Here is a 26,825-nt window from a genome sequence, read left to right on the forward strand (position 1 = left end):
ACCGGACTGTGCCGGTGAGGGCTTCGGCGAAGAACTCCTACCAGGGACTCTTGTTCGTGCGCAGGCGCTCGAGCGCCTCCTCGAGGATGGCCTTGCCGTCCTTGTCGCTCCGGCGCTCCTTCACGTAGGCCAGGTGCGTCTTGTACGGCTCGTTCCTCGGCGGCGCCGGCGGGTTGGCCTGGTCCTGGCCGGCCGGGAGGCCGCAACGCGGGCAGTCCCACAGCTCGGGAACGGCCGCGTCACTGGCGAAACTCGGGCGCGTCTCGTGCATGTTGGCGCACCAGAACGCCACGCGCACACGTGGGGCGGCCTCGCCGCGCTCGGCCTCCCCCATCGGCCCGGCGCCTACGCGGCTGCCACGGATCGCGTTGCCACTACCCACGGATGAACTCCTCGCTCGAACGCCCCACGCGCGCGCGGGGGGAGAATCACTGTCACGCGTCAGACGGGCGTTGCTACTGCTTGAGCAGCAGGCCCAGAGCGATGATGCAGACGAACCAGACCGCGCCCGTGATGACGGTCAGCCGGTCGAGGTTGCGCTCCACCACCGAGGAACCACCGAAGTTCGACGAGAAGCCGCCGCCGAACATGTCGGAGAGACCGCCACCCTTACCCTTGTGGAGCAGGACGAGCAGGATCATGAGGCAGCTCGCCAGGATAACGGCGATGGAGATTCCGATGACCACGGTAAACCTGTCTTTCAGGTGCTCTGAACGCGTGACGATTCAAACTTGCTTCTAGAGGGTACGACCTGCTGTCAAGTCGCGCCCCCGTTATGCCTCAGTTGGTGCCATAACGGCAGATCTTGACGAAGTCGGCCGCGTCGATGCTGGCACCCCCGACGAGGGCGCCGTCGACATCGGTCTGCGCCATGATCCCGGCGATGTTGCCGGACTTCACCGAGCCTCCGTAAAGGATACGGACGCCTTCGGCCACCTGCGCGTCGTAGAGCTCGGCGATTCGCTGCCGCAGCGCCGCGCAGACCTCCTGGGCGTCGTCGGGGGTGGCCACCTCGCCCGTGCCGATCGCCCACACGGGCTCGTAGGCCACCACCATCGATTGTGCCTGCTCGGCGGAGACTTTGCGCAGTCCGCCGTCGAGCTGCGACAGGGTGTAGGCCACGTGACCGCCCGCCTGACGTACCGGCAGCCCCTCGCCCACGCACAGGATCGGCGTCAGCGAGTGCCGCAGGGCGGCGTGCACCTTGGCGTTGACCAGCGCGTCGTCCTCGTCGTGGTACTGCCGGCGCTCGGAGTGGCCGATCACCACGTAGGAGCAGCCCAGGCGCGCGAGCATCGCGCCCGAGATCTCGCCGGTGTAGGCGCCGGCGTCGTACTGCGACAGGTCCTGCGCGCCGTAGACGATCCTGTAGCGGTCGCCGTCGATCAGGGTCTGCACACTGCGCAGGTCGGTGAACGGCGGCAGCACGGCCACGTCCACCTTGTCGAAATCCTTGTCCGAAAGACCGAAGGCCAGCTGCTGGACGAGTTTGATGGCCTCGAGGTGGTTGAGGTTCATCTTCCAGTTGCCGGCCATGAGCGGCTTGCGCACGGGTCAGTCCTCCAGAGCGGCGAGTCCGGGCAGGGTCTTACCTTCGAGGTACTCCAGGCTGGCACCGCCGCCGGTGGAGATGTGCGAGAAACCGTCTTCCGGAAGGCCAAGTTTCCGTACGGCGGCCGCGGAATCGCCGCCGCCGACGACCGTGAAGGCCTCGGAACGGATCAGCGCCTCGGCGACGGCCCTGGTGCCCCCGGCGAACGCCTCGAACTCGAAGACGCCCATCGGGCCGTTCCAGAAGACCGTGCGCGCGTCGGACAGCTTGGAGGCGAACAGCTCCCGCGTCTTGGGGCCGATGTCGAGCCCCTCGCGGTCGGCCGGGATCGCGTCGGCCTCGACGACCTCGTGCTCGGCGTCCTCGGCGAAGTGGGTGGCGGCCAGAACGTCGACCGGCAGCACGAGCTCGACGCCACGCTTGACGGCCTCGTTGAGGAAGCCGCGCACCTGGTCGAGCTGGTCCTCCTGCAGCAGGCTGCCGCCCACCTCGTGGCCCTGGGCCTTGAGGAAGGTGTAGGCCATGCCGCCGCCGATGAGCAGCCGGTCGACCTTGGTCAGCAGGTTGGCGATGACGCCCAGCTTGTCGGAGACCTTGGCGCCGCCCAGCACGACCACGTAGGGGCGCTCGGGGCTCTCGGTGAGCTTCTTCAGCACCTCGACCTCGGCCTTGACCAGGTCGCCCATGGCGTGCGGGAGCAGCTTGGGCACGTCGTAGACGGAGGCGTGCTTGCGGTGCACCGCGCCGAAGCCGTCACCCACGTACAGCTCGGCCAGGCTCGCCAGCTCCTGCGCGAACGCCTGCCGTACGGACTCGTCCTTGGACTCCTCGCCCGCGTTGTAGCGCAGGTTCTCCAGCAGGGCGACCTGCCCGTCGCGGAGCTCGTCGACGACCGCCTCGGCCTCGGGGCCGACGGTGTCGCTCGCGAAGGCCACCTGCCCGCCCAGCAGCTCGCGCAGGCGCCGGGCGACCGGTGCCAGGGAGTACTTGGGGTTGGGCTCGCCCTTGGGGCGGCCCAGGTGGGCGCAGACGATGACCTTCGCGCCCTGCTCCTGCAGCGCCTTGATGGTCGGCAGGGAGGCGCGGATGCGCCCGTCGTCGGTGATGACGTCCCCGTCGAGGGGGACGTTGAGGTCGGCGCGTACCAGGACGCGCCGACCCTTCACGTCTTGCAGCATCAGAGGTCCTTGCCCACCAGCTCGATGAGGTCGGCGAGGCGGTTGGAGTAACCCCACTCGTTGTCGTACCAGCCGATGACCTTGGCCTGGTTGCCGATCACCTTGGTCAGCCCGGAGTCGAAGATGCAGGAGGCCGGGTCGGTGACGATGTCGGCGGAGACGATGTCGTCCTCGGTGTAGGTGAGGATGCCCTTGAGGGGGCCCTCGGCGGCGGCCTTGTAGGCGGCGTTGATCTCCTCGACGCTCGGCGTGGCCTTGAGCTCCACGGTGAGGTCGGTGGCCGAGCCGGTGGGGATCGGCACGCGCATCGCGAAGCCGTCGAGCTTGCCCTTCAGCTCCGGCAGCACCAGGCCGATGGCCTTGGCGGCGCCGGTGGAGGTCGGGACCACGTTCAGGGCGGCGGCGCGGGCGCGGCGCAGGTCGCCGTGCGGGCCGTCCTGCAGGTTCTGGTCCTGCGTGTAGGCGTGGATCGTGGTCATGAGGCCCTTCTCGATGCCGAAGGCGTCGTTGAGGACCTTGGCCAGCGGGGCCAGGCAGTTGGTGGTGCAGGAGGCGTTGGAGATCACCGTGTGGCTCGCCGGGTCGTACTTGTCATGGTTGACACCCATGACGACGGTGACGTCCTCGTTCTTGGCCGGGGCCGAGATGATGACCTTCTTCGCGCCGTTCTCGGCGTGCACCTTGGCCTTGTTGGCGTCGGTGAAGAAGCCCGTCGACTCCACCACGATGTCAACACCCAGGTCGCCCCAGGGCAGCTTGGCGGGGTCACGCTCGGCGAAGGCCTTGATCGTCTTGCCGTCCACGACGATCTCGTCGGCGGTCGCCTTCACCTCGTACGGCAGGCGGCCCAGGATGCTGTCGTACTTCAGCAGGTGGGCGAGCGTCGCGTTGTCGGTCAGGTCGTTGACGGCGACGATCTCGATGTCTTTGCCGCTGGCGGCCACCGCTCGCCAGAAGTTACGGCCGATGCGGCCGAAGCCGTTGACTCCTACGCGGATGCTCACGGGAACCGGTCTCCTCTAGTGATGCGGGCTGAAACCTCAAGCACGAACCCTATCGGAACCGGATTGGTTTAGACCTCTTCAGGGTGCACCCTCTTTTGCCTGCTTTTTTGGACGGATTTTGCAGAGATCGAGTAAAGTGCCCGGACTCGTCAGAGTTAAGCACGGGGGTGCCGATGAAAGCGCGAAGTACGGGACTACTGCGAGGTCTGGTGACCGGCCTCATGGCGACAATCGCCGCCATGGCCCTCTACGGCGCCTACGGCTACTTCAAGCCGCAGATCCCGATGCTGGTGCTCTACTTCTTCGGGCCGCCCGAGAAGTCCGCGTTCTACGTGCTCGGCGCCGCCGGCGGCCTGGTGATCGGGCTGTCCGTCGCCGCGGTGCGTCCGCGCACCTACCTGCTGGCCGCCGCCACCGTCGTCTTCGCCGTCGTGGCCAGGATGCTCGGCGTCATCGTCGCGATGCTCGCCGCGATGCTCCAGATGGGCTTTCCCGCGCACTCCTACGGCGAGCGCGCCCTCGCCTACCTGCGCGTCTATCCGGAGATCATGACCGGCGGCGCCTTCTGGGGGACGCTCGCCGCGGGGGTCGTGCCGGCGGCGCTCATCGTGGGCCTGCGGGTCCGGCGCCTGCGCCGCAAGGCGTTCTCTCCCGCCGCCGAAGCCACCGAGCCCGGTGCCGCCGCGGGTGGCGCGTCGGGTCGCGCCTCCGTGACCGCCTCCGGTGCCGCATCCGGTGCCGCCTCGGATGCCGAGGACGGCTTCCGCGGCGCCTTCGAGCCCGCCGTGCCGGTGCACAAGCCCGAGGCCGGCCTGTGAAGCCCGAGTCCGGCCGGTGAGCCGCCCCGTCTTACGCGACGCCCTCTGCGTCGTCGTGGGCGCCTTCGCGGCCCTCCTGGCGGCCACCGCCTTCGGCGTCTCCCTGGGCTTCATCGACGAGCTGCCGCGCGTCCTGCTGGTCGGCAACGGCCTGCCGTGGATTCTCGGGCACACCGTCGTCGAAGGGCTTGTCGTCGGCTACGCCATGACCCTGTGCCGCCCTACCGGCCCGCTGACGGCGCCGATCGCCGCCTGCTACGGCGTCGCGGCCTTCGCCCTCGGCATCGTCGTCACCCAGGCGATCCGCTCCGCCTCCTACGCCGTCGTCGGCGGTTCCTGGCAGATCACCCGCGTTGACGTCACGGTGGGCGGGGTCGTCGCGGCGCTGCCCGGGGCCCTTCGCGCGACCGCGGAGGACTTCGCCGAGAGGCCTGGCTTCCTGCTGATCGGCGTCGTCCCGGCTGCCGTCGCCCTCACGACGGTGGCCCTCCACCTGCGTCGCCGCACCCGGGCCTGAGAAGGGCGAAGGCCGCCCAACGGGGCCCAGGAGGGTGAAACGCCGCCCAACGGGCTCAGGAGGGTCAGGGGCCGCAGAGGCCGCCCATCGGGCCTCAGGGGATGAAAGGCCGCCCCCATACACAGCAAACGGGCCGCCCGCCCCGCGCGCGACCCGTTCGTCTCCTCGTTAACGGCTTGCCGTCGCCTGTCATGGCGCCAGCATGTCGGCCGTGAGGTTCGCCTCCGTGTTGGGGATCCCCATGTCGGAGGCCCGCTTGTCGGCCATGGCCAGCAGCCGCCTGATGCGGCCCGCGATGGCGTCCTTCGTCAGCGGCGGGTCGGCCAGCTGGCCAAGCTCCTCCAGCGAGGCCTGCTTGTGCTCGACGCGCAGCCGTCCGGCGGTCACTAGGTGCTCGGGCGCGTCGTCGGCGAGGATCTCCAGGGCCCGCTGCACCCGTGCCCCGGCCGCCACGGCGGCGCGGGCCGAGCGGCGCAGGTTGGCGTCGTCGAAGTTGGCCAGCCGGTTGGCGGTCGCCCGCACCTCGCGGCGCATGCGCCGCTCCTCCCAGGCCAGCACGCTGTCGTGGGCGCCGAGGCGGGTGAGCAGGGCGCTGATGGCGTCGCCGTCGCGCACCACGACCCGGTCGACGCCGCGCACCTCGCGCGCCTTGGCGTGGATCTTCAGGCGTCGCGCCGAGCCGACGAGCGCCAGCGCCGCCTCCGGCCCCGGGCAGGTCACTTCCAGCGACATCGACCGGCCCGGCTCGGTGAGCGAGCCGTGGGCCAGGAACGCCCCGCGCCAGGCCGCCTCGGCGTCGCAGGACGCGCCGGAGACCACCTGGCGAGGCAGGCCGCGCACGGGGCGGCCGTGGTTGTCGATGAGGCCCGTCTGCCTGGCCAGCGCCTCGCCGTCCTTGTAGACGCGCACCACGTAGCGCGAGCCCTTGCGCAGCCCGGCGGGCGCGAGCACCATGACCTCGGCCTTGTGCCCGAAGACCTCGCCGATGTCCTTGATCAGCCGCCGCGCCGTGGCGTTGGTGTCGAGTTCGGCCTCGATCACGATGCGCCCGCCGACCAGGTGCAGCCCGCTCGCGAACCGCAGCAGCGTCGACACCTCCGCCTTGCGGCAGCAAGGCTTCAACACCGGCAGTCGGCTCAGCTCGTCCTTCACTACACCTGTCATCGCCATAAGCGTCAGTCCTCCCCCACTAAGACTTGCTCCTCAGCAGTCTCTCGCACCTTTGGGGCGCGACGACCAGGATCAACGCTTCTGGAGGAAAATCTCGTCCAGGACGGAGGCAAGACGTCGTGGGTCATGACGTGGCGATCCGTCTTGCGCGGCAACGTCCGACATGACCAGTCTCGCCCCCATTGCCGCGGCCGCCTTGTCGAGCGCGCCCCGGTCGTCGACGATCTGCGCGTCGGCCAGGACGACGTCGATCGGTAGGTCGGGAGCGTGCTGCCGGAGCACGTCGAGATGTTGTTGCGGGGAGAAGTCGTCGGTCTCGCCCGGCTGCGGCGCCAGGTTCAGCGTCACCAGCCGGCGCGCCTTCGTGTCGTGCAGCGCCCTGGCCAGCTCGGGCACCATCAGGTGCGGCAGCACGCTGGTGAACCAGCTGCCCGGACCGAAGATCACCCAGTCGGCCTCCATGATCGCCTCGACCGCCTCCGGCCTGGCGGGAGGGTTCTCGGGCACCAGCGAGATCGACTGCACGCGGCCCGGGGTGAGCGCGCACGCCACCTGGCCCCTGACCGTGCTGACGCGCCCGTCGACCTCCACCTCGGCCACGATGTCGAGCGGCACGCTCGCCATCGGCAGCACCCTGCCGTGGGCGCCCAGGAGCCTGCCGACCCACTCCAGGCCCTTGACCGGGTCGCCGAGCAGCTCCCACAGGGCCACGATCAGCAGGTTGCCGACCGCGTGACCGTGGAGCTCGCCCTCGCTCCTGAAGCGGTGCTGCACCACCTCGCTCCAGGTGCTGCCCCACTCGTCGTCGCCGCAGAGCGCCGCCAGGGCCATGCGCAGGTCGCCCGGCGGCAGCACGCCGAGCTCGCGCCTGAGCCGTCCGCTTGAGCCGCCGTCGTCGGCGACGGTGACGATGGCGGTCAGCTCGCTGGTGACGGCGCGCAGGGCGGAGAGCGAGGCGTACAGGCCGTGGCCGCCGCCCAGCGCCACCACCCGGGGGCCGCCGCTCACCCGCGCGGGCCCCGGCCGCTCCTTCGACGGCACGGCCGACACCCGCCCCTCGCCGGTCACGGCCGCGTCATGCCCGGCCGCTCCCCCGTTGCCCGGGGCCGCCGCCTGCCCCTCCATCCCGCCCTTGCCGTACATGGCCGCCGCCCGCTCCTCCGCGCCACCCGTGCGGGACACGGCCGCCGCCCGCTCCTCCGCGCCGCCGTTGCCGGACGCGCTGTGCCCGTCCGCGGGCCGTACGGCGGCAGCCCCGTTGTCGAGCCCCTCCATGACAACTCCGCCACTATCACCAGAAAACGGGCACACGACGGCAGCCGCCTCGGTGCCTGCCACTGTGCTGGGGGAAGCGGCGCCGAGGGCGTGGGGTACGTCGGTCACTCGCGGCCCACATCCCGGTGGCTGACCTGGACCTCCATGCCGCGGTCGCGCAACCGGCCGGCGATCTGCTCGGCCATGGCGACGCTGCGGTGCTTGCCGCCGGTGCACCCGACGGCCAGGGTCGCGTAGCTCTTGCCCTCGCGCGTGTAACCGGCGGCGACGACTCCGAGCACCTCCTCGTAGGCGTCGAGGAACTCCTTGGCGCCCCGCTGGTTGAGCACGTAGTCGCGCACCGGGGGCTCCAGGCCGTTCATGGGCCGCAGTTCGGGCACCCAGTGCGGGTTGGGCAGGAAGCGGCAGTCGACCACCAGGTCGGCGTCGACCGGCAGGCCGTACTTGAACCCGAACGACACGACGTTGACCCGCAGCCCGGGCCGCTGCTCGCCGCCGAAGTAGGCGACGATCTTGTTGCGCAGCTCGTGCACGTTGAGCGACGAGGTGTCGATGACGAGGTCGGCGTTGGCCCGCACCTCGCGCAGGATGCCGCGCTCGCGCGCGATGCCGTCGACGAGCCGCCCCTCACCCTGGAGCGGGTGCGGGCGACGGACGTTCTCGAAGCGCTTGACCAGTTCCTCGTCGCCCGCCTCCAGGAAGACGACGCGCACCGGCACGCCGCGGCCCTCGAGCTCCTCGATGGCGGCGTTGAGGTCGGTGGTGAAGGCGAGACTGCGCACGTCGACCACGGCGGCCACCTTGTCGGCGGCCAGCTTGACCCGGCCCGCCTCCTCGGCCATGGCGAACAGCAGGCCCGGCGGCAGGTTGTCGATGACGAACCAGCTCAAGTCCTCCAGGGCCTTGGCGGCAGTGCTCCGCCCCGCCCCCGACATGCCGGTGACGATGACGAATGCCGGCTCGCTCATGGGACCTATCCCTCCCCTTTCAGAGTCGCGACGATCACTTCGGCGATCGCGGGACCGATGCCCTGGACCTCGCAGATCTCAGTGACGCTCGCCTCGCGCAGCCGCTTCACCGACCCGAAATGCTTCAGGAGGGCCTGCTTGCGTGCCGGCCCGAGGCCCGGCACGCTGTCGAGAGCGCTCTCCTTGAGGCTCTTGGCCCTCTTGGAACGATGGTAAGTGATGGCGAACCTGTGCGCCTCGTCACGGACCCGTTGCAGGAGGTAGAGTCCTTCGCTCGAACGGGCCATGATGACGGGCTGGTCGTCGCCGGGCACCCAGACCTCTTCGAGGCGTTTGGCCAGGCCGCAGACGCTGACGTCGTCGATGCCGAGCTCGTCGAGCGCCCGCTGGGCCGCCGCCGCCTGCGCGGGGCCGCCGTCGACCACCACCAGGTTCGGCGGGTAGGCGAACTTGCGCGGCCTGCCGGTCTCGGGGTCGATGGGACCGGCCGCGCGGTCGACCTCGTCGCCGAGCGGCTCCACCTCGCCGCGCCGCCTCCGCTTGCGCGCCCCTTCGGCTACCACGACGGGCGCGGGCTCCGCCCGGACGCTCCCCGCGCCCGTGACGCGGTGCGGCTCGGAGACGGCCGACTCGAAGACCTCCGCGTCGTCGGACGTCAGCCCGCCCGCCCCCGGATCCGGCGCCAGCTCCCCGGTGGCCGACCGCTCCTCCAGGTAGCGCTTGAACCGCCGCTGGATCACCTCGTAGATCGAGGCGACGTCGCCTTCCTTGGTCTTCACCGCGAACCGGCGGTATTCGCTCTTGCGCGCCAGCCCGTCCTCGAACACCACCATCGACGCCACCACGTTCTCCCCCTGCAAGTGGGAGACGTCGTAGCACTCGATGCGCAGCGGCGCCTGGTCGAGCTCCAGCGCCTCGGCGATCTCCTGGAGCGCCTGGCTGCGCGTGGTCAGGTCGCTGGCCCGGCGCACCTTGTGCTGGACGAGCGACTCCTTGGCGTTGCGCTCGACCGTCTCCATGAGCGACTTCTTGTCGCCCCGCTGCGGCACCCTGATCGCCACCCGCGCGCCGCGCTGCTCGGCCAGCAGCTCGGTGACCGCGCCGACGTCGGGCGGCAGCGCCGGCACCAGGACCTCGCGCGGGATCTCGGCCTCGGCGTAGATCTGCAGCAGGAAGTGTTCGACGAGCTCGGCGGGCGTGGTCTCCTCGACCTTGTCGACCACCCACCCGCGCTGGCCGCGGATGCGACCGCCGCGCACGTAGAACACCTGGACGGCGGCTTCGAGCTGGTCCTCGGCGAGCGCGATCACGTCGGCGTCGGTGGCCTCGGCCAGCACCACCGCCTGCTTCTCCAGCGCGCGCTGCAGCGCCTGGATGTCGTCACGGATGCGCGCCGCCTTTTCGTACTCCATCTCGCCGGCGGCTTCGCGCATCTCCTTCTCGAGCCGCTTGATGAAGCGCCCGGTGTTGCCCGCCATGAAGTCGCAGAAGTCTTCGGCCAGCGCCCGGTGCTCCTGCTCGGTCACGCGTCCGACGCAGGGGGCTGAGCACTTGTCGATGTAGCCGAGCAGGCACGGCCGGCCGATCTGACCGGCCCGCTTGAACACCCCGGAACTGCACGTGCGCACCGGGAAGACGCGCAGCAGCAGGTCGACCGTCTCGCGGATGGCCCAGGCGTGGGAGTAGGGCCCGAAGTAGCGGTTGCCCTTCCTGCGGGCGCCGCGCATCACCTGGACGCGGGGATACTCCTCGGCCAGCGTGACCGCCAGGTAGGGGTAGGACTTGTCGTCGCGGTACTTGACGTTGAAGCGGGGGTCGAACTCCTTGATCCAGGAGTATTCGAGCTGCAGCGCCTCGACCTCGGTGCCGACCACGGTCCAGTCGACGGCGGCGGCGGTGGAGAGCATCGTCTGGGTGCGCGGGTGCAGGGCGGCGAAGTCGGCGAAGTAGGAGTTGAGGCGCTGCCGCAGGCTCTTGGCCTTGCCCACGTAGATCACGCGGGAGCCCGAGTCGCGGAACCGGTAGACGCCGGGTTCGTCGGGGATGGACCCCGGTCGGGGCCTGAAACTCAAGGTGCTCGCCACGTCCCCGAGCCTATCGGCCATGACTGACAATCGGAGTCGCCGCCGGAAGGCAGGGGGACCCCAGAACCCCGGTGCCATGCCGCGTGCCGTACGGCGGAGCATCTGCTGTCCCGGACGCGGCAGAGCCCGGGCGAGCCGTGATCGGCACGGCGCCCGCCCGGGCTCAGCGCTCGGTGATGCGACCCACTCCAGCCAGGTCAGGCCAGCGAGATGGAGTCACCCTCCACCGTGATCGCCTGCTCGGGAAGGGGCTTCGGCGGCGGCCCCGCGACGACGGAACCGTCGCTGATCTTGTACTTGCCGCCGTGGCACGGGCAGACGATCTCCCCGTTGCTCACGCTGGCGACGATGCACCCCTGATGCGTGCACACGGCGCTGAACCCCTTGAACTCACCCGCCGTCGGCTGGGTGATGACGACCTTCTGGTCCTTGAAGACCGCGCCACCCCCCACGGGGATGTCGGCGGTCGTGGTCAGTGCGCCGCTCCCGCTGCCGCCACCGCTTCCGCTGGTGGCCGTGGCGGAGGTGGCGGGGGCGGTCGGCGAGGCGGCCTCGGTGGTGGCGCCGCTCGTGGCTGCGCCGGTGGTGGTCTCGCCACCGCAGGCGGCGATGGCCACGGCCAGCCCGCCGACTCCCACGCCCGCGATAACGGCCCTGCGCGTCTGTGATTGTTCTGGCATGCGATCAACCCAAGCGCAGGCTCGTTAAAAATTCATGAAAGGGTGATCGAGTCACCGTCCACATTTATCCCCATTTCCGGGAGCGGCTTCTGGGCGGGCCCGTTGGCGACGGACCCGTCGGCGATGTTGAAGGTGCTCCCGTGACACGGGCAGTTGATCGTGCCGTCGGACACGCTGGCCACGGTGCATCCCTGGTGGGTGCAGGTGGCGCTGAACGCCTTGAACTCGCCGGCCTTCGGCTGGGTGATGACGACCTTCTGTTCCTTGAAGATCTTGCCGCCGCCTTCGGGGATGTCGCCGGTCTTGGCCAGCCCCGCCGCCTTCTTCTTGGGCGCCTTCGACTCGGCGCCGCCGCCCGAGTCGCCGGTGGGCTCGACCTCCGCGCTGGTGTCGGCGGCCGGCTGACCGTAGCCGGAGCAGGCAGTCAGCACGGCCGCCAGGCCGGCGCCGCCGGTTCCGAGCATCACCGCGCGACGTGTCGTATCACCCATGATCCGTTCCTCCCAGGTCGGTACTTCTTCTTCAGGTACGGCTCGCGCCGTGACGCTGGTTCAGCCTGGCGGAACGGAAGTGGTGGAACTAGGGAGAATTACCGGTTCAGACGAGGATGAGCCCGTCGCCCTCGACCTTCACCTGGTACGCGGTGAGCGGGGCGTCGGCCGGGCCCTTGAGGCACTGGCCGGTCTCGGCGGAGAACTGGCTGCCGTGGCAGGGGCAGGTCATCTTGCCGTCCTTGGGCTTGCCGACCGAGCAGCCCTTGTGGGGGCACGCGGCGCTGAAGGCCTTGTAGACGCCGGCGGTGGGCTGGGTGATGACGATCTTCCACTTGGCGATCAGGGCGCCGCCGCCGACCGGCACGTCGGCCGTCTTGGCGATCACCTTGCCCTTGATGCCGGCGACGTTGGGCTTGGCGTTGCCGCCGCACCCGGAGAGCGCCACACCGCACACCGCCGCCCCGGCCGCGCCCAGAACCTCGCGCCGCCCGACTCCGGGCATGCCGGAACCCCCGATCGACATGTTGCCTCCAGATTCCCCCGTTGCCCGCGCTGTACGGGGCCTTTGCTGTCATACAACTTTATGGGCGGGGGTGGCCGGTCCGTGATCCGGGGGCGGGGCAAGATCAAAGGTCGGAACCCGCAGAACCGGGAGGCCGCCTACCGTCGCCTGCCCCGCTCCGGTCCCGCGCGGTCAGCGCGCGGTAGGCGCACGGTGGGTGCGCGGTCAGCGGCCCGGTGCACCGTCACGGTCATGACGACGATCACCCCCGATCCAGGAACGCCCGACGCCCCGATCACCGCGCCACGACGCCCGCCCGCCGCACCGCGCTGGTGGCGCCGCCCCTGGGTGGCACCGCTGTTCGTCGTGGTCGCCGCCTTCCTGGCCTTCTCGCTGCCGCCCTACCTCAGCCTGGACGCCACCCAGTCACGCGTGCCCGCCCCCGAGTGGTTCCCCCCGCACTTCGTCATGCTCTCGCTGCACGTGGTCTTCGGCTCGATCGCGATGGTCAGCTGCTGCCTGCAGATCTGGCCCTGGTTCCGCAACCGCCATCCGGCGGCGCATCGCCGCATCGGCCGGGTGTACGTCTTCGCGGGCGTGCTGCCGTCGGGCCTGATGGGCCTGGTCATCGGGGTCGCCACCCCGTTCGGCCCGGTGGCGATGGCCAGCGACGTGCTCCTGGCGCTGCTGTGGCTGGGCTACACGTTCGTCGGCTTCCGCCTGGCCCGCCGCCGCCGTTTCGCCGATCACCGCAGGTGGATGGTGCGCAGCTTCGCGCTGTGCATGTCGATCATCACCAACCGCCTGTGGGGCGTGGTCACCATCCTCAGCCTGTCGGAGGTGCCCCGCTACGCCGGCAATCCCGCGTGGCTGATGGAGACCGCCGCGGGCATGAACACCTGGCTGGGCTGGGTGTTGCCGCTGCTGGCCGCCGAGTGGTGGCTCGAACGCGACGCCTTCCGCCGTCGTGCCGGGCGTCGCGCCGGGGTCTGATCTCGCGGAGGGTACGGCGGGGCACGACGCCCCGCCGTACGCGGGTCAGAGCTCGAGGATCTTCTTCAGGAACCGCCCCGTGTGCGACTCCTCGACCATGGCGACCTCTTCCGGCGTGCCGGTGGCCACCACGGTGCCACCGCGCGAGCCGCCTTCCGGTCCCATGTCGATGAGCCAGTCGGCGGTCTTGATGACGTCGAGGTTGTGCTCGATGACGATGACCGTGTTGCCGCCGTCGACCAGGCGTCCGAGCACACCGAGCAGCCGCCGGATGTCTTCGAAGTGAAGGCCGGTGGTCGGCTCGTCGAGCACGTAGATGGTGCGCCCGGTCTGCCGCCGCTGCAGCTCGGAGGCGAGCTTGACACGCTGCGCCTCGCCGCCGGACAACGTCGTGGCGGGCTGTCCGAGCCGGACGTACCCCAGGCCGACGTCGTTGAGCGTCTGGAGGTGGCGCTTGATGGCCGGGATGGCCTCGAAGAAGCCCAGGGCCTCCTCGATCGGCATGTCGAGGACCTCGGCGATCGTCTTGCCCTTGTAGTGGACCTCGAGGGTCTCGCGGTTGTAGCGGGCCCCGTGGCAGACCTCGCACGGCACGTACACGTCGGGAAGGAAGTTCATCTCGATCTTGATCGTGCCGTCGCCGGAGCACGCCTCGCAGCGACCGCCCTTGACGTTGAAGCTGAAGCGCCCCGGCTGGTAGCCGCGGACCTTGGCCTCGGTGGTGGCGGCGAAGAGCTTGCGCACGTGGTCGAAGACGCCGGTGTAGGTCGCCGGGTTGGAGCGCGGGGTGCGCCCGATCGGCGACTGGTCGACGTGGACGACCTTGTCGACCTGGTCCATGCCGGTGACGCGGGAGTGGCGGCCGGGAACCGTGCGCGCGCCGTTGAGCTCCTTGGCCAGGGCGTTGTAGAGGATGTCGTTGACGAGCGTCGACTTGCCCGAGCCCGAGACGCCGGTGACCGCGGTGAAGACGCCGAGCGGGAAGTCGACGTCGACGCCGGTGAGGTTGTGCTCGCGCGCGCCCTTCACCGAGATCTGCCGCTTCTTGTTGCGCGGGCGGCGGATCGGCGGGACCGCGATGGAGCGCCGTCCCGACAGGTAGGCGCCGGTGAGCGACTCCTCCGACGTCAGCAGGTCCTGGACGGTGCCGGAGACGACGACCTGGCCGCCGTGCTCGCCCGCGCCGGGGCCGATGTCGACGACCCAGTCGGCCGCCTCGATCGTGTCTTCGTCGTGCTCGACGACGATCAGGGTGTTGCCCATGTCGCGCAGGCGGATCAGCGTGTCGAGCAGCCGCATGTTGTCGCGCTGGTGCAGGCCGATGGAGGGCTCGTCGAGGACGTAGAGCACGCCCACGAGCCCCGAGCCGATCTGCGTGGCCAGCCGGATGCGCTGCGCCTCGCCGCCGGCCAGCGTGCCCGCCGCCCGGTCCATCGTCAGGTAGTCGAGGCCGACATCGAGCAGGAAGCCCATGCGGGCGTTGATCTCCTTGACCACCCGCTCGGCGATCTGCATGTCGCGGTCGGACAGCTTCAGCTCGGCCAGGAACCCGGCGCACTCGCCGATGGACATGCCCGAGACCTCGGCGATCGACCTGCCCGCCACGGTGACGGCCAGCGACACCGGCTTGAGCCGCGCGCCCTTGCAGGCCGGGCACGGCACCTCGCGCATGTAGCCCTCGAAGCGCTCGCGGGTGGCGTCGCTCTCGGCCTCGGCGTGGCGGCGCTGCACCCAGGCGATGACGCCCTCGTAGGTCGTGTAGTAGGCGCGCTGCCTGCCGTAGCGGTTGGAGTAGCGCACGTGGACCTGCTCGTCGTGCCCGTGGAGCAGGGACTTCTGCGCCTTCTTCGGCAGCTTCTCCCACGGGGTGTCCATGGTGAAGCCCATGGCCAGGCCGAGGGACTCGATGAGGCGGCCGAAGTATTCGGTCGTGTGCCCGCCCGACCAGGGGTGCAGGGCGCCCTCGTCGAGGCTCTTCTCGGGGTCGGGCACGACCAGGTCGGGGTCGACCTCCATCTTGGTGCCCAGGCCCGTGCACTCGGGACAGGCGCCGAAGGGCGAGTTGAAGGAGAACGAGCGCGGCTCCAGCTCCTCGAACGACAGGTCGTCGTAGGGGCAGTAGAGGTGCTCGGAGTAGAAGCGCTCGCGGTTGGGGTCGTCTTCCGGCAGGTCGACGAACTCCAGCGTGATCGTGCCGCCGGACAGCTGCAGCGCGGTCTCGACCGAGTCGTTGAGCCGCCTGGCCGAGGAGGCCTTGACCGCGAGCCGGTCGACGATCACCTCGATCGTGTGCTTCTCGTACTTCTTCAGCGTCGGCGGCTCTTCCAGCCTGATGACGGTGCCGTCGACGCGGGCCCTGGCGAAGCCCTTGGTCTGCAGCTCGCGGAAGAGCTCGGCGTATTCGCCCTTGCGCTCCCTGATCACCGGCGCGAGCACCTGGAAGCGGGTGCCCTCGTCGAGCTCCATCACGCGGTCGACGATCTGCTGCGGCGTCTGGCGCGCGATCGGCCTGGCGCACACCGGGCAGTGCGGCTTGCCGATGCGGGCCCAGAGCAACCGCAGGTAGTCGTAGACCTCGGTGATCGTGCCGACGGTCGAGCGGGGGTTGCGGCTGGTGGACTTCTGGTCGATGGAGACGGCCGGCGACAGCCCCTCGATGAAGTCGACGTCGGGCTTGTCCATCTGGCCCAGGAACTGGCGGGCGTAGGAGGACAACGACTCGACGTAGCGCCGCTGGCCCTCGGCGAAGATCGTGTCAAAGGCCAGGCTCGACTTGCCCGAGCCGGACAGGCCGGTGAAAACGATCAGGGAGTCTCGCGGAAGGTCAAGCGAGACGTCCTTGAGGTTGTGCTCTCGTGCCCCACGCACGATCAAGCGGTCTGCCACGGCGATCCCGGATCTGTAGAGAGTGGATAGGTCCACGGGGATGATAGGAGGGGGGTCCGACAATTTTGGGCCGCGCTCCACCCACCGGCCAGAAAGCGCCAGCCAAAATCAGCCGCCCCTCCAGACTACGGCTTCCCGGAAAGGGCCACCCCGCCTTCAGGGGTACAACCCTCCGGCGTGCGGCTTTATGCCATGGTGAAGTATCAGCACATGACCCTCATCACCCTGCTCGCGAGGGAACTGGCCGACGCCACCGACGACCTCCTGGCCGGCGCCGCGCGCCTCGGCGACGCCGAGACGGCCGCCCCTTCCGCCCTTCCCGGCTGGTCGCGCGGGCACGTGCTCACCCATGTGTCCCGCAACGCCGAGAGCATCGTCCGCCTGCTCACCTGGGCGCGCACCGGCGAGGAGACGCGGCAGTACCCCTCCCCCGAGACCCGTGACGCAGAGATCGAGGCCGGCGCCGGCCGCCCCGCCGCCGAGCAGCTGGCCGACCTCACGCGGACGTCCGTACGGCTGGCCGACGAGATCGCCTCGATGCCCGCCTCCGGATGGCAGGGCACGGTCAGCGGCATGCGCCCTCCGCCGCACCCCGGCTGGTACCTACTTGTGCGCAGGATCCGCGAGGTGCGCTACCACCACGTCGACCTCGCCGCCGGGTACGGCCCGCGGGACTGGCCCGAGCCCTTCGCCCTCCGGGAGCTGCACGATTGCCTGGCCTGCTGGCCGTACGGCATGAGCACGATCGGCGAGATCCGCCTGTCGGCGCCGCACGCCCGGGTGTTCGGCGGCCTCGGCGACGGCCCGGCGGTCACCGGGACGGCCACGGACGTCCTGGCCTGGCTCACGGGGCGGTCGGCAGGCGAGGGGGTTAGTGTGGTGTCCGGTAAGGGCGAGCCGCCATCGCCACCACCCTGGATGGTCACCACGGCGCCCGCCGATCTGCCCGCAGCACCCCCAGAGGAGTACCCATGACTTACAGCGGCGACGTCCAGGTCGGCGGGCCGGCCGACGTGCGCGAACTTCCCGAGCTGACGATCACCAAGCTGGCCGTGGGTCCCTGGGAGAACAACGCCTACCTCCTGCGCTGCACGGCGACCGGGCAGCAGCTCCTCGTCGACGCGGCCAACGACGCCGACCGGCTGCTGGCCCTGCTCGACGGCGGCACGCTCGACACGATCGTCACCACCCACCAGCACGGCGACCACTGGCAGGCGCTGGAGCAGATGGCCAGGGTGACCGGCGCGAAGACAGCCGCCCACCCGCTCGACGCCCCCGCCCTGCCCGTCACGGCCGACCGCACCGTCGAGCACGGCGACAAGATCGCCGTCGGGGAGGTGGAGCTGGAGGTGATCCACCTGCGCGGACACACGCCCGGCTCGATCGCGCTCCACTACAACGGGCACCTGTTCACGGGCGACTCGCTGTTCCCCGGGGGCGTGGGCAACACCAACAAGGACCCCGAGCGGTTCACGCAGCTGTTCGACGACGTGGTGCAGCGGTTGTTCGAGCGGCTGCCCGACGAGACGTGGTTCTACCCGGGCCACGGCAAGGACTCCACGCTGGGCGCCGAGCGCCCGTCGCTCGCGGAGTGGCGGGAGCGCGGCTGGTAGCGGCGGTCGACCGGTCCGTGGTCGGCGGTCCGTGGTCGGCGGTCTGCGTCGGCGGTCGGTCAGACGCGGAAGAGCCGCGCGATGCGCTGCGCGGCCGCTTCCGGGTCGTCGGCCAGCCCCAGCACCTCGCCCCACGACCACCGGTAGAACCAGCCGTCCGACAGGGGCACGCAGTCGACCGTCTCGGTGAGCATCGCCGACTCCCCGCTGCTGACCTTGAGCGCCGGAGGATTCGACCGGAGCGTCACCTCCAGCCCCCGCGCCTCGAGCTCGTCGGCCAGCCGGCCCAGGAAATAGGTGCGGGTGTGCTCGCGCATGAGGCCATGAAACCCGATGGCCGGGGAAATGTCCCCGGCCATCGAAGAAGAAGTCGTCGGTCGTTCAGCTGACCTTGCGCTTCTCGCGCTTGTAGAACAGCATGCGCAGCGGGATGGCCGCCACCAGCGCGATCTGCATCGCGCCGCCGACCTTGATGGGCAGGTCGCCGTTCTCGGGGAAGGCCACCCAAAAGGTCAGGAAGGCGACGTTGACCAGGATCCAGGCCAGCACGACGGCCAGCAGCTGGCCCTTCGGCTTGGGGTACTCGATCCGGCTGACCATCAGCCACGCGACGCCCAGCAGGGCGGCCAGCACCAGGTAGTTGGGCGTGGTGAAGAGCATGATGATCGAGATGACCGTCATGGCGCCCATCGGGATGGGCAGGCCCATGAAGTCGCCGCTCTTGGTCTTGACGCAGGCGAAACGCGCGAGCCGTACGACACCGGCGAGCAGGATGGCGCCCGCGACCAGCAGGACGCTCCACAGCTGCAGGTCTCCGGACGAGCTGCCCCAGATCACGACCATGAAGGCCGGCGCGAAACCGAAGCTGATCACGTCGGCCAGGTTGTCGAGCTCGGCGCCCATGGCCGAGGCGCGGAACCGCCGGGCCACCAGGCCGTCGAACAGGTCGCAGGTGGCGCCGATGAGCAGGAGCACGACCGCGGTCGCGAAGAAGCGCGGCTCGACCTTCAGCCCGTGGCCCGCCTGCAGCGACTGGATCGCCGCCGTGGCCATGACGCACACGGACAGGAAGCCGCACAGGGCGTTGCCCAGCGACAGCGAGTCGGCAGCCGAGAGCCGGAAAGCCTTTCCGACGGGCCCCTGGGGCTCGTCGGCGGTCTCATCCCAGCGCCCCGCGTCAGCCGCGGTCAATTCTGGTCACCCCCGCTGTCGTCTTCTCCCCGACGGTGACCGCCGGAGAGATGCCTTCGGGAAGGTAGATGTCGACACGCGAGCCGAACCTGATGAGCCCGATGCGCTCGGTCTGGACGACCTTGGCGCCCGCGGTCAGGTACGGCACGATCCGGCGCGCCACCGCGCCCGCGATCTGCACCATCTCGATGTCGCCGAGCGCGGTGTCGAAATGCCACACCACGCGCTCGTTCTGGTCACTGTCCTTGTTGAACGCCGGCAGGAACCCACCCGCCACATGCTCCACGGAAGTGACGGTCCCCGCAAGGGGAGCGCGGTTGACGTGGACGTTCAGCGGGCTCATGAAGATCGCGACCCGGGTGCGGCCGTCGGGCCAGGGATCGATGCTCTGCACGACGCCGTCGGCGGGCGACAGGACGCGGCCCAGTCCGGGCTCCCTCTCGGGATCGCGGAAGAACCAGAGCATGCCTCCCGTGAGGGCCGTGAGCGGCACGGCAGCCAGCGCCCAGCGCTTGTCCTTCGCGGACAGCAGCGCAGTGGTCGCCGCCGCGGCGACCGTCGGAAGGAACCACGGAGTGACACCACGGGCGAGACGAACGCGCCCGGGCTTAGCGGAATCTGACACGGACAACCTTTAGACGGTGACTACGGACTGGCGCTTTGCCGTGATGTTACCTATCACGTGGCGCAACCTCACAAGCAAAGCGCCTCACGGGCCGTTTCGCTACCCCTGCGGCAGTGCGGCCTTCTTCTTGTCGCTCCTGGACTTCAGGAGGCTGGCCACGGTGGTGATGACCATCGTGGCGGCGATCACGGTGAGTGAGACCGCGATCGAGATCTCAGGTGCCCACGCGACGCCGCTTTCATGCAGCGCGTGGAATACCAGCTTAACCCCGATGAAAGCGAGGATGAACGCCAGGCCGTAGCTGATGTAGACCAGCCGCTCCAGCAGACCGCCCAGCAGGAAGTACAGCTGACGCAGTCCCATCAGGGCGAACGCGTTGGCGGTGAAGACGATGAACGGGTCCTGCGTGAGGCCGAAGATGGCCGGGATCGAGTCGAGCGCGAACAGCAGATCGGTGGAGCCGATGGCGACCATCACGATGAGCATCGGGGTGACCATGCGCCTGCCGTCGATCTTGACGGTCACCTTCGAGCCGACGTAGGTCGGGGTGGTCGGGAAGGCCCTGCGCACCCAGCGCAGCAGGGCGTTCTCCTTGAACTCCTCGTCGTCGCCCTTGAGGTGGCCGCGCACGATGTTGAACGCGGTGTAGACCAGGAAGGCGCCGAACACGTAGAACAGCCAGGAGAACCGCTCGAGGGCGGTGGCGCCGAGCGCGATGAAGATGCCGCGCATGACCAGCGCCATCAGGATGCCGACCAGCAGCACCTTGTGCTGGTATTCGCGCGGCACCGCGAACCTGCTCATGATGATGAAGAAGATGAACAGGTTGTCGACGGACAACGAGTATTCCGTGATGTATCCGGCGAAGAACTCCCCGGCCACCTGGCCGCCGCCCCAGATCCACATCACGATGCCGAACGCGACCGCCAGGGCGACGTAGAACGTCACCCAGAAGCCCGCTTGGCGCATGGTGAACTCTTTGGCCTCGCCGCGATCGACGATCCATAGATCGACGGCGATGACGACCAGCAATCCGGCGATGACGGCGATCCACGCCCACATAGGTACGACCACGGTTCACTAACCTTCCGGCGCGCATGACAGACGACCGGAGGTCTCTCCCGCCAGCCCGATAGCGTGCGGACCGGCAGCCCCGGGGGCCCGATGGAATCGGGCTGCACCGTGATGACGAGGCTGCCGCGAAGGGATACTCCCCTCCCTAACCCAAGCAGTATAGGGGAACGCCGTAGCAGCCCTTTATCTTCCCCTCACGGGGTAGACCGTCAAAACTGCGTCAATCGCCGCCCTCTCGTCAGGAAGCGCCCTTCCGCGCTCGGCCGCCGCCCGCGCGAGCTCCTCCCACCGCTCCAGAGCCTGCCGTACGGCGCGGCGCATCGCCTCCGCGTCGCCGTACGGCACCAGCAGCCCGGCACCCGCGAGCAGGTCGGGGATGCCGCCCACCTCGGTGGCGACCACGGGCACGCCCGCCATGAGCGCCTCGCTCATCGACAGCGGCTGCCCCTCCCACCTGCTCGGCCACAACGCCACGTCGGCGGCGGCGAGCAGATCGGGCACGTCGTCGCGCCAGCCGAGCAGGCGCACGGGCAGCCGCTCGGCGTCGATGCGACGCTGAAGCTCCTCGCGCAGGGGACCGTCCCCCGCGATCACGAACAGCGGCACCGGCTCGGGCCACGGGCCGCGGGCAGCGTCGAGGAGCAGGTCGAGACCCTTTTGCTGGGCCAGCCGGACGTTGCTCAGGACGATGGGACGCCCCGCGGCCTCCTGCGCCGCCACACGCCCCGCGTCACCCGGGGCCCCGCTGCCGGACACTCCGTCGCCCGGTGCCCCGCTGCCGGATGCTCCGTCACCCGGGCCCCCGCTACCGGATGCTCCGTCGCCCGGGGCCGCGTCGCCGTTCTCCCCCAGGAGTTCGGCCCGCACCTCGGCGGCCGTTCGTTTGGTCGGCCTGAGCGGCGGCGCGGGCACCACCGCGAGGTCCACCCTGCGGGCTCCCAGCGCCGTCATCCGCTCCGTCAGGTCGCGCGAGACGCCCAGCACCAGGTCGGCGCGGCGAGCGACGATCCGCTCCAGCACCCCGTACACGGCCCCGATCGCCCCCGAGGCAGTGAGCGCGTTGTGCAGCGTCACCACGAGCCTCGCCCGCCCGCCGACGAGACCGAGCGCCGCCAGCGCGCCGGCACGCAGCCCATGGGCGTGGACGACATCGGCCTCCCTGGTGGCGCGCCGGATCGCCGCCACGGCGCGGGCGTCGTTGACCGGGTGCGGCCGATCGGAGACGGGCACCTCGACGAAGCGCGCCCCGGCTCCCGTGAAGTCGAAGGACTCCTCAGTGCTGCGGGGCCCGATCACCACGACGCGGTGACCGTGGCGGATGAGCCCGGCGGCCAGCATGCGCACGTGCCTGCCCGTGCCTCCCGAGGTGGTGCCGAGAACCAGCGCCACCCGCAGCGACTCTCCCATGGAAGCCTCTCCCCCTTCGTCATCACCCACGACGCCGTCACCCACCGCCGGCCACCCCGCGTCTGCGCAGCACGCGTCCGAGCGCGGCCTTGGCGTCCTCCCGGTCGATCACGGAGGCCACCGCCAGGAACCCGCCCCCCGCCAGCACGGCCGCCCCCACCGCCACCGCGAGGCTCGCCGCGGCACCCGCCTCACGAAGCGGCCATGCCAGCGCCATGCCCGCGAAGAACGCCACGACCGCCCCGACGACCGCGGCGGCCAGCGCCCGGCCGAGCCCGCCCAAGGCGTGAGACCCGTGCGCCCGCCGTACGGCCAGGCAGATGAGCACCCCTCCCACGCTCATCCCGAGCGTGCTGCCCAGCGCCAGCGCCCCCACCACCAGCTGCGGCTCGTCCATCACCGCCACCAGCACGGGCTGCGCCACGAGCGTGACCATCCACCCGGCGACGGTCGCCGTGGCCGCGGCCCGCCCGTGACCGGAGGAGTAGAGCACCCGGCCGAGGTGGAACAGCAGGCAGTATCCGATCAGTCCGGGCGCGAACAGGGCGACGGCCCAGGCCATCATCTCCGGCTCCGCCCCGCTCCTGCCCTCCAGGAAGACCCGGGCGGTCGGGATCGCCACCGCCGCCATCACCCCGGCCGCCAGTCCTGACAGCAGTAGCACCGCCCGCGTGGTCGAGGCGGACAGGGCGTCGAAGCCCTCCTTCTCGCCGTTGGCCGCCTTGGTGGACAGCGCGGGAAAGGCGCTGGTGCCGATGGGGACGGCCAGCACGGCGTAGGGAAGCTGCAGCAGCGCCCACGCGTAGTTGTAGACCGGCACCGCGCCGACGACGCTGTTGGCCAGCCGGATCGCGACGATCAGCGTCACCTGCTGGGCGACGAGCACGGCCAGCCCCGCCATGCCGAGCCTGCGCGCCTCGGCGGCGACGCCGGGAGGGAAGGAGAGCGTGGGCCGCCATCGCAGCCGGAGCCTGGCCACAGGCCCGAGCACGGTGACGACCATCGCCGCGGCGGCGATGGTGGCTCCCACCGACAACACCAGCTCGCCGGCCTCCGTCAGAGCGGACAGGTCGTCCTGGGCGCCGTGGGAGACGGGCAGGAAGGCCAGGTAGGAGCCGATGATGAGCAGGCTGGAGACCAGTGGGGCCAGGGCGGGGCCGAGGAAGCGGCGGTGCGCCTGCAGCACGCCGTAGAGCACCACGGCCAGGCCGAAGAAGAGCATGCGCGGCGCGAAGACGAGCAGCATGTCGGCGCCGACCGCGACGACCTGGGCGCTGTCGCAACCCTGCATGACGGAGGGGGTGAGCAGGCGCACGATGGGTTCGGCGAACACCGCGATGGCCACGGTGAGCGGCAGCAGGACCAGCGTCACCCAGGTGAGCAGCGCCGAGGCGATGCGGCCGGTCTCGTCCTTCCTCGCGGGGTCGGCCGCGGCGGCCGCCAGCACGGGGACGACCATCCCGGCCAGCGCACCCCCGGCGACCAGCTCGAAGACGATGTTGGGGACGTAGTTGGCGGTGCTGTAGGCGGAGTTGAGGCAGCCGTTCTCGAGGGTGACCGACTGCACCAGGTAGCGGCCGAAGCCGATCACCCGCGCGACCATCGTGATCGCCGCGATCAGCAGCGCCGCTCCGGCGACCGTTGTGACCGCCCGCCCGCTCACTCGCTCAGCCCCCCGTCCTTTCGCCACAGAGATGCATCCTGGCAGACGGCGGCGACAGTCTCGGACCTCAGACGGCCCGGCGTCCCAGCATGTCGATCTTGTTGAGCACCGGGTTGCCCGCGATCACCTTGGTGAAGCTGACCTTCTCGGAGGCTGCGGTCAGCGCGGCGACGGTGCCGAGGACGGCCAGCCGTCCGGGACGGCCCAGCTGGGTGGCTGCGGCCAGCCCGATGAGGGCTCCCATGGCGTTGGCTCCGGAGTCGCCGAGCATGGCCTGCTCGCCCAGGTCTTCCGGCAGCAGCGCGGCGGCCGCGCCCAGCGGGATGGCTGCCAGCGCCGCGGCGGCGGGCCGATCGCGCAGGACGGCCGCGGCGAGCAGGGGGGCGCCGGCGAGCAGGCCCACCTTGACCGCCCGGCCGGGGCGCAGGTCGAAGAGGTTGGCCAGGTTCGCGCTCCCGGCGACGAGGGCACCGTTGACCAGCACGTCGAAGAGGCCGCCGGACCCGGACCCAGCGACCGCCGACCCGCCGGACCCGGAACCACCGGACCCTGGCCGGGCGAGCGCCGCCGCCAGCAGTCCCGTGGCGCCGATCCCGAGGATCTTCACCGCTCCGCTGGTCACCTCACCGCGGGCGAGCGCGCTCAGGTGCCCCTTGAAGCCCTTCGACGACGCCGTGCCGTACAGGTCGTCGTAGGCGCCCAGGGCGCCGCTGCCCGCGCCCGCCACCAGCGCCGCCAATCGCAGGCGGCCGGGAAGGCCGGGCGTCAGGGCCGCGCCGGCCGCCGCGCCCGCGACCAGGGCGGGGCCTTCGAGCAGGGTCAGCGTCTCGCCGCGGTGGTTGGTGCGGCTCCACCGGTCGTCCTTGCCCCCGGCGCGCCGGGTGAAGGCGGTGTAGGCGACGCGGGCGGCGACGGCGCCGACGGCGGCGCCGGCCAGGGCGTGCAGCAGCGCACGGGCCACGATCAGCTCCCGGAGAGGGTGGGGGTCGGTGTCGGGATCGCGGGCACCGCCGGCTGGAAGGCGGAGGCGCCGGTGCCGATCCCGTACTGGCCGGCTCCGCCGGCCACCTGTTCCTGCAGAGCGTAGACGACCACGACGCGCCCGGCGGGCATATTGAGGGTGTCGATGCTGGAGACCCGCTTGGAGGCGTCGCCGTCGTCGCGCAGCGCCCCGAGCACGCCGCCGGTCGCGGTGGAGGTGACCGTGGAGGCGATGAGCGCGCCGCGCCCGTAGGCGTCGAGCCCGTCGGTCAGGGCGACCACCCCGGCGGCCTGCGTTTCGGCCGTCTCCCCCTGGAAGGGCGTCTCGGGGGCGAAGACGACCGCGAGCGTGGCGCGGGCGGTGATCTCGTCGTCGACGGAGATGAGGCCCCCGCTCTCGAAGGCGGTGAGCGCCAGGCCGCCCAGCGTTTCCGTGGCGTCTTCCTTGGTCATCAGAGCGTTGCCCAGGACGATCCCGGCCTTGTCGTACGGCGTGGCGTCGGGCGGGAAGGCCACCCCGGTCGGCTGGAGGGTGGTGGCCGACTCGTTGAGCAGGTTGTCGTTGGAGTCGAGGAACCGCTCGGACAGCGAGATGCGCCCGACGATGCTCGCTCCCGCCTGCAGCAGCACCTGCTCCTGCAGCTCGCGCAGGGAGGCGGTGGCGCCCGGCATGTCGACCAGCAGCAGCCGCTGCCCGGTCAGGTCGCCGGAGACCAGCTGCGGCGTCATCGAGGTGACGAAGGCGTCGTTGCCCTTCTCGCGCCGGTTGAGAGCGTCGAGCTGGGTGCGCAGCTCCTGCTTCTCGGCGGTCAGGGTGTCGGTGACCTGCTTGGCCGACTCGAGAGCCGGCTCCTGCAGCAGGGTCGTGCCCAGCACGATGCCCGTCGCCAGGGCCAGGAAGATGGCCACGATGGAGACGAGGTGATAGCGAAAATCGATCACGAGAAGAGTCCGACCAGCCAGAAGATGAAGCCGTTCCAGAAGTCCTGCAGCCCGTTCAGCCAGGTCTGGCCGAGCGGGGACACGCCGAGCGCGACGCCCATGGTGACCAGGGCGGCCAGGGCCAGGAGGATCAGCGAGCTGAGGGAGATCCTGCTGCGGTAGAGCAGGCTGACGCCCTTGGGCTCGATCAGCTTGCTGCCCACGCGCAGCCGGGTCAGCCAGGTGCTGGCCATGCCCGAGCGGCCCTTGTCGAGGAACTCCTCGAGGGTCCAGTGGGTGCCGACGGCGACCATCAGCTCTGCGCCCTTGTCGTCGGCCAGGAGCATGGCGATGTCTTCGCTCGTGCCGATCGCCGGAAAGACGACGGCCTCGCGGCCGAGCTGGTGGACGCGCTCGAGGCCGGGGGCGCGGCCGTCGCGGTAGGCGTGGACGACGAGCTCCGCGCCGCAGGTCAGCGCCTTGGTGGAGACGGAGTCGAAGTCTCCGATGATCATGTCGGGCAGGTAGCCCGCCTCGAGCAGAGCGTCGGCGCCGCCGTCGACGCCGATGAGGACCGGCCTGAACTCCCTGATGTAGGGACGCAGCATGGCCAGGTCTTCGCGGTAGTGGTGGCCGCGCACCACGATGAGCACGTGGCGGCCCTCGACCATGGTCCTGATCTCGGGCACGCTGACGCCGTCGATGAGGAGCTTGCCCTCACCCCGGACGAATTCCATGGTGTTGACCGCGAACGACTCGATCTGCACCGACAACCCGGCGCGGGCCTCCGCCATGGCGGCCTCGACGCTCTCGGGGGTCTGCACGTCGCCCTTGCCGGCGATCTCCTCGTCGAGGTACACGACGCCCTCGTGGACCCGGACGACGTCGCCGTCCTTGATCCGCTCGAACAGCTCGGGGGTGGCGTTGTCGACGAACGGCACGCCCGCCTCGACGAGGATCTGGGGCCCGAGGTTGGGGTAGCGGCCACTGCACCCGGCGGCCACGTTGACCACCGCGGCGACACCGCACGCGACCAGGGCCTCCGCGCTCACTCGGTCGACGTCGACGTGATCGATGATCGCGATCTCGCCGGCCTTCAGACGCTTGGTCAGCCTCTTGGTCCGGCGATCGATTCTCGCCACTGCCGTCAGTCCGGGAAGGTCGTTGCCCTTCCTGCTGCGGAGGCCCGGCAATCTGCTCCCGGGTACCTTCATCAAGACCATCCTGCC

General features: G+C 70.4%; 27 protein-coding genes. 5 read left to right on the forward strand and 22 right to left on the reverse strand.

Annotated elements, in window-relative coordinates:
- Positions 1-37 precede the first annotated feature (37 nt).
- The 5 genes from ACIBH1_RS46485 to gap form a co-directional block, all read right to left on the reverse strand.
- The gene (locus ACIBH1_RS46485) at positions 38-382 is read right to left on the reverse strand and encodes an RNA polymerase-binding protein RbpA (protein ID WP_181614705.1); all 345 of its coding nucleotides are present in this window, start codon (positions 380-382) and stop codon (positions 38-40) included.
- A gap of 73 nt (positions 383-455) precedes the next feature.
- The gene (gene secG, locus ACIBH1_RS46490; protein ID WP_397320539.1) at positions 456-686 is read right to left on the reverse strand and encodes a preprotein translocase subunit SecG; all 231 of its coding nucleotides are present in this window, start codon (positions 684-686) and stop codon (positions 456-458) included.
- A 94-nt stretch (positions 687-780) separates the two neighbouring features.
- Positions 781-1,536 (reverse strand): triose-phosphate isomerase, encoded by a 756-nt coding sequence (gene tpiA / locus ACIBH1_RS46495; protein WP_397320580.1) that lies wholly within the window; start codon positions 1,534-1,536, stop codon positions 781-783.
- 18 nt (positions 1,537-1,554) lie between these two features.
- Positions 1,555-2,730 (reverse strand): phosphoglycerate kinase, encoded by a 1,176-nt coding sequence (locus ACIBH1_RS46500; RefSeq protein WP_397320540.1) that lies wholly within the window; start codon positions 2,728-2,730, stop codon positions 1,555-1,557.
- Positions 2,730-3,734 (reverse strand): type I glyceraldehyde-3-phosphate dehydrogenase, encoded by a 1,005-nt coding sequence (gap, locus tag ACIBH1_RS46505; protein WP_397320541.1) that lies wholly within the window; start codon positions 3,732-3,734, stop codon positions 2,730-2,732. Before gap ends, ACIBH1_RS46500 begins: the two co-directional genes overlap by 1 nt.
- A gap of 221 nt (positions 3,735-3,955) precedes the next feature.
- Between gap and ACIBH1_RS46510 the strand changes: the two genes are divergently transcribed.
- Positions 3,956-4,552 (forward strand): hypothetical protein, encoded by a 597-nt coding sequence (locus ACIBH1_RS46510; RefSeq protein ID WP_397320542.1) that lies wholly within the window; start codon positions 3,956-3,958, stop codon positions 4,550-4,552.
- Between the two features lie 16 nt (positions 4,553-4,568).
- On the forward strand, positions 4,569-5,069 hold the full coding sequence (locus ACIBH1_RS46515; protein ID WP_397320543.1) for a hypothetical protein: 501 nt from the start codon (positions 4,569-4,571) through the stop codon (positions 5,067-5,069).
- Between the two features lie 189 nt (positions 5,070-5,258).
- On the opposite strand, the gene whiA is transcribed toward ACIBH1_RS46515, so the two are convergent.
- The 7 genes from whiA to ACIBH1_RS46550 form a co-directional block, all read right to left on the reverse strand.
- On the reverse strand, positions 5,259-6,239 hold the full coding sequence (gene whiA / locus ACIBH1_RS46520; protein WP_181614700.1) for a DNA-binding protein WhiA: 981 nt from the start codon (positions 6,237-6,239) through the stop codon (positions 5,259-5,261).
- A 72-nt stretch (positions 6,240-6,311) separates the two neighbouring features.
- Positions 6,312-7,229, reverse strand: coding sequence for a uridine diphosphate-N-acetylglucosamine-binding protein YvcK (gene yvcK, locus ACIBH1_RS46525; protein ID WP_397320581.1), 918 nt, complete (start codon positions 7,227-7,229; stop codon positions 6,312-6,314).
- Positions 7,230-7,618: 389 nt separating this feature from the next.
- Positions 7,619-8,482, reverse strand: a complete 864-nt coding sequence (rapZ, locus tag ACIBH1_RS46530; RefSeq protein WP_181614699.1) for an RNase adapter RapZ — start codon at positions 8,480-8,482, stop codon at positions 7,619-7,621.
- Between the two features lie 5 nt (positions 8,483-8,487).
- Entirely contained in the window at positions 8,488-10,566 is a 2,079-nt protein-coding gene (uvrC, locus tag ACIBH1_RS46535) for an excinuclease ABC subunit UvrC (protein WP_397320544.1), read from the reverse strand.
- 197 nt (positions 10,567-10,763) lie between these two features.
- A complete protein-coding gene (locus ACIBH1_RS46540; protein ID WP_397320545.1) occupies positions 10,764-11,246 on the reverse strand; it encodes a Rieske (2Fe-2S) protein in 483 nt (160 codons plus the stop codon).
- A gap of 32 nt (positions 11,247-11,278) precedes the next feature.
- Positions 11,279-11,737 (reverse strand): Rieske (2Fe-2S) protein, encoded by a 459-nt coding sequence (locus ACIBH1_RS46545; protein WP_397320546.1) that lies wholly within the window; start codon positions 11,735-11,737, stop codon positions 11,279-11,281.
- 106 nt (positions 11,738-11,843) lie between these two features.
- Positions 11,844-12,263: a Rieske (2Fe-2S) protein gene (locus ACIBH1_RS46550; protein ID WP_397320547.1), complete on the reverse strand. Its 420-nt coding sequence runs from the start codon at positions 12,261-12,263 to the stop codon at positions 11,844-11,846.
- Positions 12,264-12,494: 231 nt separating this feature from the next.
- Between ACIBH1_RS46550 and ACIBH1_RS46555 the strand changes: the two genes are divergently transcribed.
- The gene (locus ACIBH1_RS46555) at positions 12,495-13,235 is read left to right on the forward strand and encodes a DUF2306 domain-containing protein (protein WP_397320548.1); all 741 of its coding nucleotides are present in this window, start codon (positions 12,495-12,497) and stop codon (positions 13,233-13,235) included.
- A gap of 45 nt (positions 13,236-13,280) precedes the next feature.
- Here the strand turns inward: ACIBH1_RS46555 and uvrA are convergent, their stop codons facing one another.
- Positions 13,281-16,121, reverse strand: coding sequence for an excinuclease ABC subunit UvrA (gene uvrA / locus ACIBH1_RS46560; protein ID WP_397320549.1), 2,841 nt, complete (start codon positions 16,119-16,121; stop codon positions 13,281-13,283).
- A gap of 210 nt (positions 16,122-16,331) precedes the next feature.
- On the opposite strand from uvrA, the gene ACIBH1_RS46565 reads away from it, so the two are divergent.
- The gene (locus ACIBH1_RS46565; protein WP_397320550.1) at positions 16,332-17,096 is read left to right on the forward strand and encodes a maleylpyruvate isomerase family mycothiol-dependent enzyme; all 765 of its coding nucleotides are present in this window, start codon (positions 16,332-16,334) and stop codon (positions 17,094-17,096) included.
- Entirely contained in the window at positions 17,093-17,734 is a 642-nt protein-coding gene (locus tag ACIBH1_RS46570) for an MBL fold metallo-hydrolase (protein ID WP_397320551.1), read from the forward strand. The genes ACIBH1_RS46565 and ACIBH1_RS46570 overlap by 4 nt, the downstream gene beginning before the upstream one ends.
- Before the next feature lie 59 nt (positions 17,735-17,793).
- On the opposite strand, the gene ACIBH1_RS46575 is transcribed toward ACIBH1_RS46570, so the two are convergent.
- The 9 genes from ACIBH1_RS46575 to steA all read right to left on the reverse strand — a co-directional run bounded on the left by ACIBH1_RS46575 (position 17,794) and on the right by steA (position 26,810).
- Positions 17,794-18,051, reverse strand: coding sequence for a hypothetical protein (locus ACIBH1_RS46575; protein WP_397320552.1), 258 nt, complete (start codon positions 18,049-18,051; stop codon positions 17,794-17,796).
- A 64-nt stretch (positions 18,052-18,115) separates the two neighbouring features.
- The gene (locus ACIBH1_RS46580) at positions 18,116-18,925 is read right to left on the reverse strand and encodes a CDP-alcohol phosphatidyltransferase family protein (protein WP_397320553.1); all 810 of its coding nucleotides are present in this window, start codon (positions 18,923-18,925) and stop codon (positions 18,116-18,118) included.
- A complete protein-coding gene (locus tag ACIBH1_RS46585) occupies positions 18,912-19,556 on the reverse strand; it encodes a phosphatidylserine decarboxylase (RefSeq protein WP_397320554.1) in 645 nt (214 codons plus the stop codon). Before ACIBH1_RS46585 ends, ACIBH1_RS46580 begins: the two co-directional genes overlap by 14 nt.
- Before the next feature lie 93 nt (positions 19,557-19,649).
- The gene (locus ACIBH1_RS46590; protein ID WP_397320555.1) at positions 19,650-20,624 is read right to left on the reverse strand and encodes a TerC family protein; all 975 of its coding nucleotides are present in this window, start codon (positions 20,622-20,624) and stop codon (positions 19,650-19,652) included.
- Between the two features lie 183 nt (positions 20,625-20,807).
- Positions 20,808-22,031 (reverse strand): glycosyltransferase family 4 protein, encoded by a 1,224-nt coding sequence (locus tag ACIBH1_RS46595; RefSeq protein ID WP_397320556.1) that lies wholly within the window; start codon positions 22,029-22,031, stop codon positions 20,808-20,810.
- A gap of 37 nt (positions 22,032-22,068) precedes the next feature.
- A complete protein-coding gene (gene murJ / locus ACIBH1_RS46600; RefSeq protein WP_397320557.1) occupies positions 22,069-23,694 on the reverse strand; it encodes a murein biosynthesis integral membrane protein MurJ in 1,626 nt (541 codons plus the stop codon).
- 67 nt (positions 23,695-23,761) lie between these two features.
- Positions 23,762-24,655 carry a hypothetical protein gene (locus tag ACIBH1_RS46605; protein ID WP_397320558.1) on the reverse strand — a complete coding sequence of 298 codons (894 nt, stop codon included), beginning with the start codon at positions 24,653-24,655 and terminating at the stop codon, positions 23,762-23,764.
- A gap of 2 nt (positions 24,656-24,657) precedes the next feature.
- The gene (locus tag ACIBH1_RS46610) at positions 24,658-25,617 is read right to left on the reverse strand and encodes a copper transporter (RefSeq protein ID WP_397320559.1); all 960 of its coding nucleotides are present in this window, start codon (positions 25,615-25,617) and stop codon (positions 24,658-24,660) included.
- Positions 25,614-26,810 (reverse strand): putative cytokinetic ring protein SteA, encoded by a 1,197-nt coding sequence (gene steA, locus ACIBH1_RS46615; RefSeq protein ID WP_397320560.1) that lies wholly within the window; start codon positions 26,808-26,810, stop codon positions 25,614-25,616. Before steA ends, ACIBH1_RS46610 begins: the two co-directional genes overlap by 4 nt.
- Positions 26,811-26,825: the final 15 nt, after the last annotated feature.

This window comes from Nonomuraea sp. NPDC050663 (genome assembly GCF_044456985.1).
Taxonomy (GTDB): Bacteria; Actinomycetota; Actinomycetes; order Streptosporangiales; family Streptosporangiaceae; genus Nonomuraea.

What these genes read in the sequence shown, in the direction of transcription:
- ACIBH1_RS46565 (WP_397320550.1), top strand. Translation starts at nt 16,332, where the DNA reads ATGACCCTCATCACCCTGCTCGCGAGGGAACTGGCCGACGCCACCGAC.
- ACIBH1_RS46575 (WP_397320552.1), bottom strand. Translation starts at nt 18,051, where the DNA reads ATGCGCGAGCACACCCGCACCTATTTCCTGGGCCGGCTGGCCGACGAG.
- whiA (WP_181614700.1), bottom strand. Translation starts at nt 6,239, where the DNA reads ATGGCGATGACAGGTGTAGTGAAGGACGAGCTGAGCCGACTGCCGGTG.
- ACIBH1_RS46545 (WP_397320546.1), bottom strand. Translation starts at nt 11,737, where the DNA reads ATGGGTGATACGACACGTCGCGCGGTGATGCTCGGAACCGGCGGCGCC.
- ACIBH1_RS46570 (WP_397320551.1), top strand. Translation starts at nt 17,093, where the DNA reads ATGACTTACAGCGGCGACGTCCAGGTCGGCGGGCCGGCCGACGTGCGC.
- ACIBH1_RS46595 (WP_397320556.1), bottom strand. Translation starts at nt 22,031, where the DNA reads ATGGGAGAGTCGCTGCGGGTGGCGCTGGTTCTCGGCACCACCTCGGGA.
- ACIBH1_RS46510 (WP_397320542.1), top strand. Translation starts at nt 3,956, where the DNA reads ATGGCGACAATCGCCGCCATGGCCCTCTACGGCGCCTACGGCTACTTC.
- ACIBH1_RS46500 (WP_397320540.1), bottom strand. Translation starts at nt 2,730, where the DNA reads ATGCTGCAAGACGTGAAGGGTCGGCGCGTCCTGGTACGCGCCGACCTC.
- rapZ (WP_181614699.1), bottom strand. Translation starts at nt 8,482, where the DNA reads ATGAGCGAGCCGGCATTCGTCATCGTCACCGGCATGTCGGGGGCGGGG.
- steA (WP_397320560.1), bottom strand. Translation starts at nt 26,810, where the DNA reads ATGAAGGTACCCGGGAGCAGATTGCCGGGCCTCCGCAGCAGGAAGGGC.
- ACIBH1_RS46540 (WP_397320545.1), bottom strand. Translation starts at nt 11,246, where the DNA reads ATGCCAGAACAATCACAGACGCGCAGGGCCGTTATCGCGGGCGTGGGA.
- tpiA (WP_397320580.1), bottom strand. Translation starts at nt 1,536, where the DNA reads ATGGCCGGCAACTGGAAGATGAACCTCAACCACCTCGAGGCCATCAAA.
- ACIBH1_RS46555 (WP_397320548.1), top strand. Translation starts at nt 12,495, where the DNA reads ATGACGACGATCACCCCCGATCCAGGAACGCCCGACGCCCCGATCACC.
- ACIBH1_RS46550 (WP_397320547.1), bottom strand. Translation starts at nt 12,263, where the DNA reads ATGTCGATCGGGGGTTCCGGCATGCCCGGAGTCGGGCGGCGCGAGGTT.